Origin of the sequence: Leptospira bouyouniensis (assembly GCF_004769525.1) — a bacterium.
Lineage (GTDB): Bacteria > Spirochaetota > Leptospiria > Leptospirales > Leptospiraceae > Leptospira_A > Leptospira_A bouyouniensis.
On sequence record NZ_RQFT01000001.1, the window covers coordinates 258,965 to 266,347 of the forward strand.

At 35.6% G+C, this 7,383-nt stretch carries 5 protein-coding genes; all 5 read right to left on the minus strand.

Translation table 11 applies throughout. The annotated features are described in order from the left end of the window. Position 1: 1 nt before the first annotated feature. Positions 2 to 1,759, minus strand: coding sequence for a Kelch repeat-containing protein (locus EHQ43_RS01260; protein WP_167481735.1), 1,758 nt, complete (start codon positions 1,757 to 1,759; stop codon positions 2 to 4). Continuing rightward, a complete protein-coding gene (locus tag EHQ43_RS01265) occupies positions 1,752 to 3,533 on the minus strand; it encodes a Kelch repeat-containing protein (protein ID WP_425269609.1) in 1,782 nt (593 codons plus the stop codon). The genes EHQ43_RS01260 and EHQ43_RS01265 overlap by 8 nt, the downstream gene beginning before the upstream one ends. Before the next feature lie 58 nt (positions 3,534 to 3,591). Next, entirely contained in the window at positions 3,592 to 5,106 is a 1,515-nt protein-coding gene (locus EHQ43_RS01270; RefSeq protein WP_135769921.1) for a Kelch repeat-containing protein, read from the minus strand. Further along, positions 5,090 to 6,391, minus strand: a complete 1,302-nt coding sequence (locus EHQ43_RS01275) for a caspase family protein (protein WP_135769922.1) — start codon at positions 6,389 to 6,391, stop codon at positions 5,090 to 5,092. The genes EHQ43_RS01270 and EHQ43_RS01275 overlap by 17 nt, the downstream gene beginning before the upstream one ends. Beyond that, the coding region (locus EHQ43_RS01280) for a methyl-accepting chemotaxis protein (RefSeq protein WP_244242581.1) at positions 6,392 to 7,383 on the minus strand (992 nt) is incomplete at its 5' end. It abuts the gene before it with no gap.

Below are 7,383 nucleotides of genomic sequence, written 5' to 3' on the forward strand. Positions count from 1 at the left end.
ATTATTCAATTAGCCCATAATATTCGGTGCCATGATTGAACATTCCACCAGACTCACCACCTAAGAATAAGAATGTCCCATCTGAAAATTTTACTCCACTATGTTTAGAGATGCTAGTTCTTGACATACCCATATCATAAAAACTATTACTTTTCCCATAATCTAATTTTTCAATTGTTCGACTGGGTTCACTTGTATTATAACGATAAGCACCACCATAAAACAAAACTCCACCATCAGGTAATTCTAATGCCATACTCCATTCTCTTCTGTATAATGAATTTGCGACAGTCATGACACGATTCTTAGCTACATCAAATAACATTGTTGCATTACTTAAATTCGATAACTGAGCCCCATAAATTAGAACATTCCCATCTGTTAATTTTAAACATTTTAATGCGGCAACAGGAATGGGTAAACTAGGACCCCAACTGAATGATTCTGTCATCGGATCATAAAATTCCGTTGTATCTTTTGGAGCAAAGATACCATCAGTTCCACCAACTATAAAGACTCTACCATCATTCAAAACAACCGAACATGAAAATGATCGAGGTGACATCATTCGGTTTGTAATTTCAGTGAAAGTCTCTGCAATCGGATCGTAAATTTCAGCGGAATTTAAAGTTGTAAAGTATAATCCAGGTAACACAGGTGTATAATCTTTAATCCCACCAATTACCATTACCTTTCCATTTGGCAATTTGACAATATCATGCATATGTCTTGGTTGTACCATGGAACCTGATTGTACAAAAGATGTTGTTTCCGTATCAAAAATATAACTTTCAGGAAGAGCAGTAGATGCATAAATTTTGAGGCCACCAGTGATAAATAACCTTTTACCATCCAACATAACTCCTCGTTCACCTCGATGGATTTCAGGTAAACTTGGATTTGTCAGAATAAAATCATTAGTCCCTCTTCTTAAAATCTCAGCACTCGAATTATACCCGTAAATGGCAATCACATCACCATTCTGATTTTGAAATGCTTCAAACTCAGATCGACCATAATGTAATGTTGGACCAGGTACCAAACCAATCAATCGAATGGTTATCGAGTTTGTAACATTATTTAAAGCTTTGTCTTCTGCATTTGGAAACGCTATTGTTAATGAACCTGGCTCATTTGAGACAAAATTAGTTTCAAAATAAACTCGGAAATTTGAATCATCAATTTTTTGAATCGAACGTATAACAATAGAAGATGCGAGAGATCCACTCAGTAATGGTGATCCAAATTGATTTAATGGTTCCGAACTTGCAAAATCCCAATACCGAGAACTAAAAAAAGTATAATCAGTGATGGGTAAATAATTGGTTAAACTTATAACTGGTAATTGAGTATCAACAATGATAGGATACATATCTTGCGAAAGTGTTTCGCCAAAACCAGAGACAACACTTTTTAAATTTATTTCATATCGACCATCCTGATTTAATGGATCAAACTGTATCAGAAGTTGGTCATTTCCAACTTTTGTGAAACTAACATTTGTAAATGTCTGTTCATTCAAATCTGAAAGAAATTCGGTATCTAAAGCTGCCAACTCACGATTACATTTCAATAATACCTGATTAATATTCCCAAATGATTTTGAATTGGAATGTTCATTACATTCAAAGGTTGCACCAGAACTTATGGAACTAAGTAAAATTCCTGTTACAGATTTAGGATCAAAAACATTTTTGAATTCGGATTGAATCATACAACCAACGAATAATAATACGAATGGAAATATTGATTTATTCAAAGCTATATTCCTCCGTATTCGCAAGGATGCTACCAATCCTACCACCTAAAATCATTCCACCACCGGTGGACGAATACCTGATTTCACATCCGTCCCACCGAGCATTCAATGATCTGCTTGTAAGATAAAATCGATTATCTGTTTCAGACCACGACTCTGTATCCAAAATAGAATCGAATGTATTTCCATTTACAGTTCGGTATTCAAGACCACCTGCTATCACAATTTGGTCTTTTCCATAAGGGAATACAAATGAACTTCCCCATTCCCTTCCAAACAAAAGATTTTTATGATCCCGGATTGTATCATTCGTTGGGTTATAAATTTGGGCTCGAAGAATTGGTTGGTTATCGTTGAACCGAGAACTGATTCCTCCAAGAATTAGAATCTCTCCATTACTTAAAGAGTGTGTGAAATGATTGAATCTTTTGATAACTTTCGCTGAGGAAGTAGACAGAGTTTTTGTTGTTACATCGTAAATTTCAATCGAATCAATGGATCTTGCATTATAGTCTGTTGGGGCAGGACCTGTTACGTCTGACCTTTCTCCCCCAATGATTACCACCTTTCCCGTATTAGATGACAAAATTTGCGCCTGTTTCCCGCGTGAATTCACTAAATTTCCAATCGTTTCTACTGTCATCAACCCAGTATCTGCTGTTACATGTATCAACTCAACCATCGCCACGGATTGGAAAGGAGAGAATGGAGTCAGTCCACCAACAACAAGTACATCTCCATTTGGCAATAAAGTCATTTTATGTAATTGCCGAGGAGTTACGAGACTTGGACCTTCAGTCCAAGTACTAGTCACAGGGTCAAAAATTTCGATTGATTTTAGACTTTCATTTGATGGACTACCAACTTTTCCACCAAACCCACCTGAAACCAAAAGTCGACCATCTAGGAGTTTTACAATTGCGAATTCCTGCCTGCGATAGATCATATCAGTTCCAATGGTAAATTCCTTGGATATTGAATTATAATATTCAGTACTACTTAAGGTCCCATTTCCGTTGATTAACACACCTGATTTTGCGCGTCCTCCAAGAACCATTTTTCTTCCATCATCAAGTTCCATTCCAACACAAGATCTTCTTGCAATGTTCATGTTGGGTCCACTTTTAAAAGCAAAAACCTGTACTGGAACAGTGATGACCCCTTGTGTGTTCAACGCTTTGTCTTTTACACCACTGAATCGAATTGATAAAATCCCACCGTTTGCATTCGGATTACCAGCAAATAACAAACGAATATTTCTAGAGGACACGATGATATCAGAAACAACCAAACTGTTTTTTGCATTCCCACTTAATTCAACTTGAGAAAGATTGCCATCCCAAACGATTTCTTCATTGGCTTCAATATCCAAAAACCCTGACTGCAATTCAGAGATATCAATTCCATTTCCTGTTTTTAACTGTAAAAGTGGTGGATTAGAATCAATTTCAAATTCAAATGATTCTGGATTAACTAAAAGTGATTCACCAAGATAATAATCTTTTAGATTCATAGTGAACTTTCCACTTGTCACACCTGGCGCCATTCGTACTTCATATAAAAATTTACTTCTTGGAATAACTTGAGATATGGGATTAGTCGTGGTATTAGTGACTGGCAATCTTAATCCATGAGTATTTGTGGTAAAATCATAGTTAGTCGTTACGTAAATGATCCCACCAGGTTGAACTCGGTTTGATGAAAACTCCATTTTTACAACCGAATCAGCATTTAATAATAACAACCCAAGGTATGTTGGTGAACTTGGATCCATTGGATTTGAACCCTGTGAAATTTTACAGGATACAAAAAGTATGAAAAAAATTAAATGCCTAATCTTTTCCATATATCTCTACCCTTGTATCAAGTGATGCTGAATCTCCAAAGATTACAATTCCTTTGGAAGTTAAATGGGCTGAATGCTCAGAACGAGGAATCATCATTGTATCAACGATGAAATTTTTTTTCTCATAATGATCATACAATTCTAAAATTCCAGATTTGTAATAAGTATCGATACCACCTGTATAAAATACCTGTTCATTTGAAAATTTAGAGATGGCACTCCCATTTTTGAATCTTGTTGTAAAACCTAAACTGGTTGTTGTTGATTTGTTCTCATTCCAAGATTCTATAGATTTGGTTCCAGTACCTTCCCTAATCATTCCACCAAAAAGTACACGGTCTCTGTTTGGCATTTTTATATGAGTGACATTTGATCGAGCAGTTGAAAATACTCCTGGTAAACTGATCAAATTATAGGAATTTGTATCAATCGAATAAACAGTATTGGAAAAGAAGGCATATGGATCCAATCTATCCCTTCCCCCAAAATATAAGATCCGAGAATTCACTTCATCATATTCAGCTGAATGAAACGATATACCAATTGGGAAATTCGAAGAAACACCAAGGATCGTTGAACTAGATCCTGACGTAGAAATATATTCATGATCATTTATAACTGCTGATGCATCTGCCCCAGCCTGGAATTGTCCTCCCGAAACCAACAGATCACCTTGGTTCAAACATACCATAGTATGTCCATGCCGCCGTCTTTGCATAGAAAATGGAAGTTCGGTGACAGCTTCATTCACAGGATCAATCAGATAAATTTTGTTTGATATTTGGGTTTCATGCGTAACATTCCCCGATACTGTTTTCCCACCAGAAACATATACTCTACCATTTTTCTGAACACATATAGCCATACCCATCAAACTTTGGTTTAGCGATGGCAAAACCTTCGACAAACCAGTTTCTGGATTTAGAATTTCGACAGTCGCTAAAGTCGAACCAGAAGGGTTTACTCCACCAACAAGCAAAATTCTACCATCAACTAAGATTGTAGAAGTAATGTAACCTTTGGCTTCTGAAATGGATCCAAAGTATTTGGGATATGGAAATCGAAACTCCAATTGTTTTCCACGAAATGAATAGTCAGTTAATTCATCTGGTTTAGCGATCGTAATTGTAAGGGGATCTCTCCATTCCGATCGAGAAGATACGGAAAACAAAACTCTTAGTTTTGATTCAGATAGTGGGAATACATCGCGTAAGATAAGGTCATTTTGGTATGGTTCTGAAATCCTAAATTCTTCTTTAGTAAAAAAACTAGCGACAGGTGCACTCAAATCCAAATCTAAGTATTCAGTTTTTACAATTGTCGGATAATCATTTGGTTTGTATCGAGTTGTGATTTGCAAATCATTGCCAAATCCTAATCCCAATGCAACAACAGCGGATCCTCCCAGGGAAGTTGTAGGATCAAATATATTTTGTTTTGGTGCTTCCACCTTACAAAATAAAATGAAAAGGAAAAAAATAAGATTAAAACCTAAGCGCATATCCCACTTTTCCGATCCGATTGATTCCCATAAACCCTTGGTTTTCCATATCCAAATCTAAAAAAACACCCGATTTTTCTTTAGGGTTGGGACCTAACAGATAAAAATCAAACACATTTGCAGTCCAAAGAATTACTAAGGCAGTGAGAGCTTGTGACAAATTTGTTCGTGAATTTTCCATTTGTTGTCTGTACGGCTCAATCAAAAAATAATTAAATACAATCGTTTCCGTGATTCTTGGGTTAGGAGGAATTCCGATGGCGGATTCATATGCTTCTTTGTCTGAACGAAATTGATTGTATTGGTATCCTGTATACAAAACACCTAATGCAAAAATGGACATATATATTTTTCCTTTGTCCTCTTGCCCTCTCGCATATTGCCCCCATCCAGGAATTAAAAAAGATCGGAAAGCATAAGTTGGATTATATGGATTAAATAAGGGCGCATCAGCCAAGGATGTTTCTGGATTGATTGCATATGTTAATATTGTATCTTCTGCTTTTTCTGCGTATTCCTTTGTGTATGGTTTCTGTAATTTTTGATTTTCTTTAGTCCATTCCTTCATGGATTGAATCACATAATTGGATAACTCCGAATATGTAACCTCACCATTATAGTTTGCATCCGCCCGTCCTTCCAAACCATAAATCAAATATTTAGTGAAGATACCATGACCAGATTTTGGATCTTCAAAACTCGAATAACCGACCTTAGTTGAATAAAAAACAGATACAATTTCGGAGTCTTTAAAATTCACACCTTCTAAGTATTTTCTACCGATCTCACCTTTCCCATCCTCCGGATTGCGACAAGCATCGATAAAAAAAACAACTCTCTTTAATTTGAATTTACGAGTCATTTCCAAAATTTGTTCAACTGCTATCCCAGTCTCAAAAGGTTTTTCGGGATCTGCATCCTCAGGTAACAAAAACACTTTATCATTATAATCAACTACACCATGGCCTGAAAAATAAAATACAAATAGATCTTCTGGATTCGTTTCTTCTAATACAGATTCGAGTTGAGTCAAAATATTGTACTTTGTGGGAGTTGAATTAATAGATCCTTCTTGCACCAAGGTTTGGATACGATTGTAAGATCCATAACTAAAAAGAATTTTAGTCATTCCGAGTGCATCGTTTTTTGCCGTTTTTAAATTTGGAAGAGACAAATTCTTATATTCACTAACGCCAACAACAAACCCAAAACGTTTCCCTCCAGGGTCTGCATTTAGGTAAGCTGGTATCACCATAATTAAGAATATTAGAATTTTTGACTTCATTTATATAGATGTTTCTGCTGCCAATTCTTGTGCTTGATTTTCCAAACTTGACGTATGATCACCCATTTTTCTAGCATTTATCACAACCTTGCGATTGATTTCTTCCATCTGCTGAACAACTTTGACCATTTGTTCTTTATCTTTATCCAAAACCTTGGACTCTTGATCCAAAACTTTTGAAATTGACTCAATTAATTCAAGGGATTCCAAAACTTCACTATTAATATCTTTCTGCGAATTGATTTTGGTAGTGGCAGTTTTGATGACTTCACTAAGCAATTCATATTTCGATTGCAAAGTCTCTGTTTGATTTAAGGCTACAGAAGCAAGTTCGGTCCCTTCAAGAATATAACGGTTGGATGTTGTGATGATTTTTTTAATCTTCGTTGCATTTTCATTGGAATTTTCAGCCAATTTTGCAACTTCTTGTGCAACAACCGCAAATCCTCGACCATGTTCACCGGCCCTTGCTGCTTCTATAGAGGCATTTAAGGCAAGTAAATTGGTTCTGTCGGCAATTTCAGCCATGATATCATTTACTTCACTCACTTCTTTTTGTGATAGATTTACTGAACGTAATCTTTCTTCTAAATTACTTACCGTCCGAGAAAGAACGTTACTGCGATCCTGGAAATCACTCATATTTGAATTGAGATCGCCAACTACTTTCCCAATCTCAGTAATGGTGAGTTTTAAATTATCTGATTTTTGATTCAATAATGTAATTTGGTTGTGTTGTTTTCCTATATTATCAACTGAAGTTTGAATACTTTCGGAAAAAGATGATACAAATTCTGTAAGATCTTGAATAGATGCATCTTGCGATTCAATTTGAAGATTAAAATCATTCGTCAATTCTCGAATATTTTTCAGTGTATTAAACAACTCAGATCCAATTCTTTTTAAGTCTTGGTTAAGTATGTTTGCATTTTCTCTTTCCTTTTCTGCAAGTTTATGTTTTTCTTCTGAATCATTCTTGATTTCGTTTAATA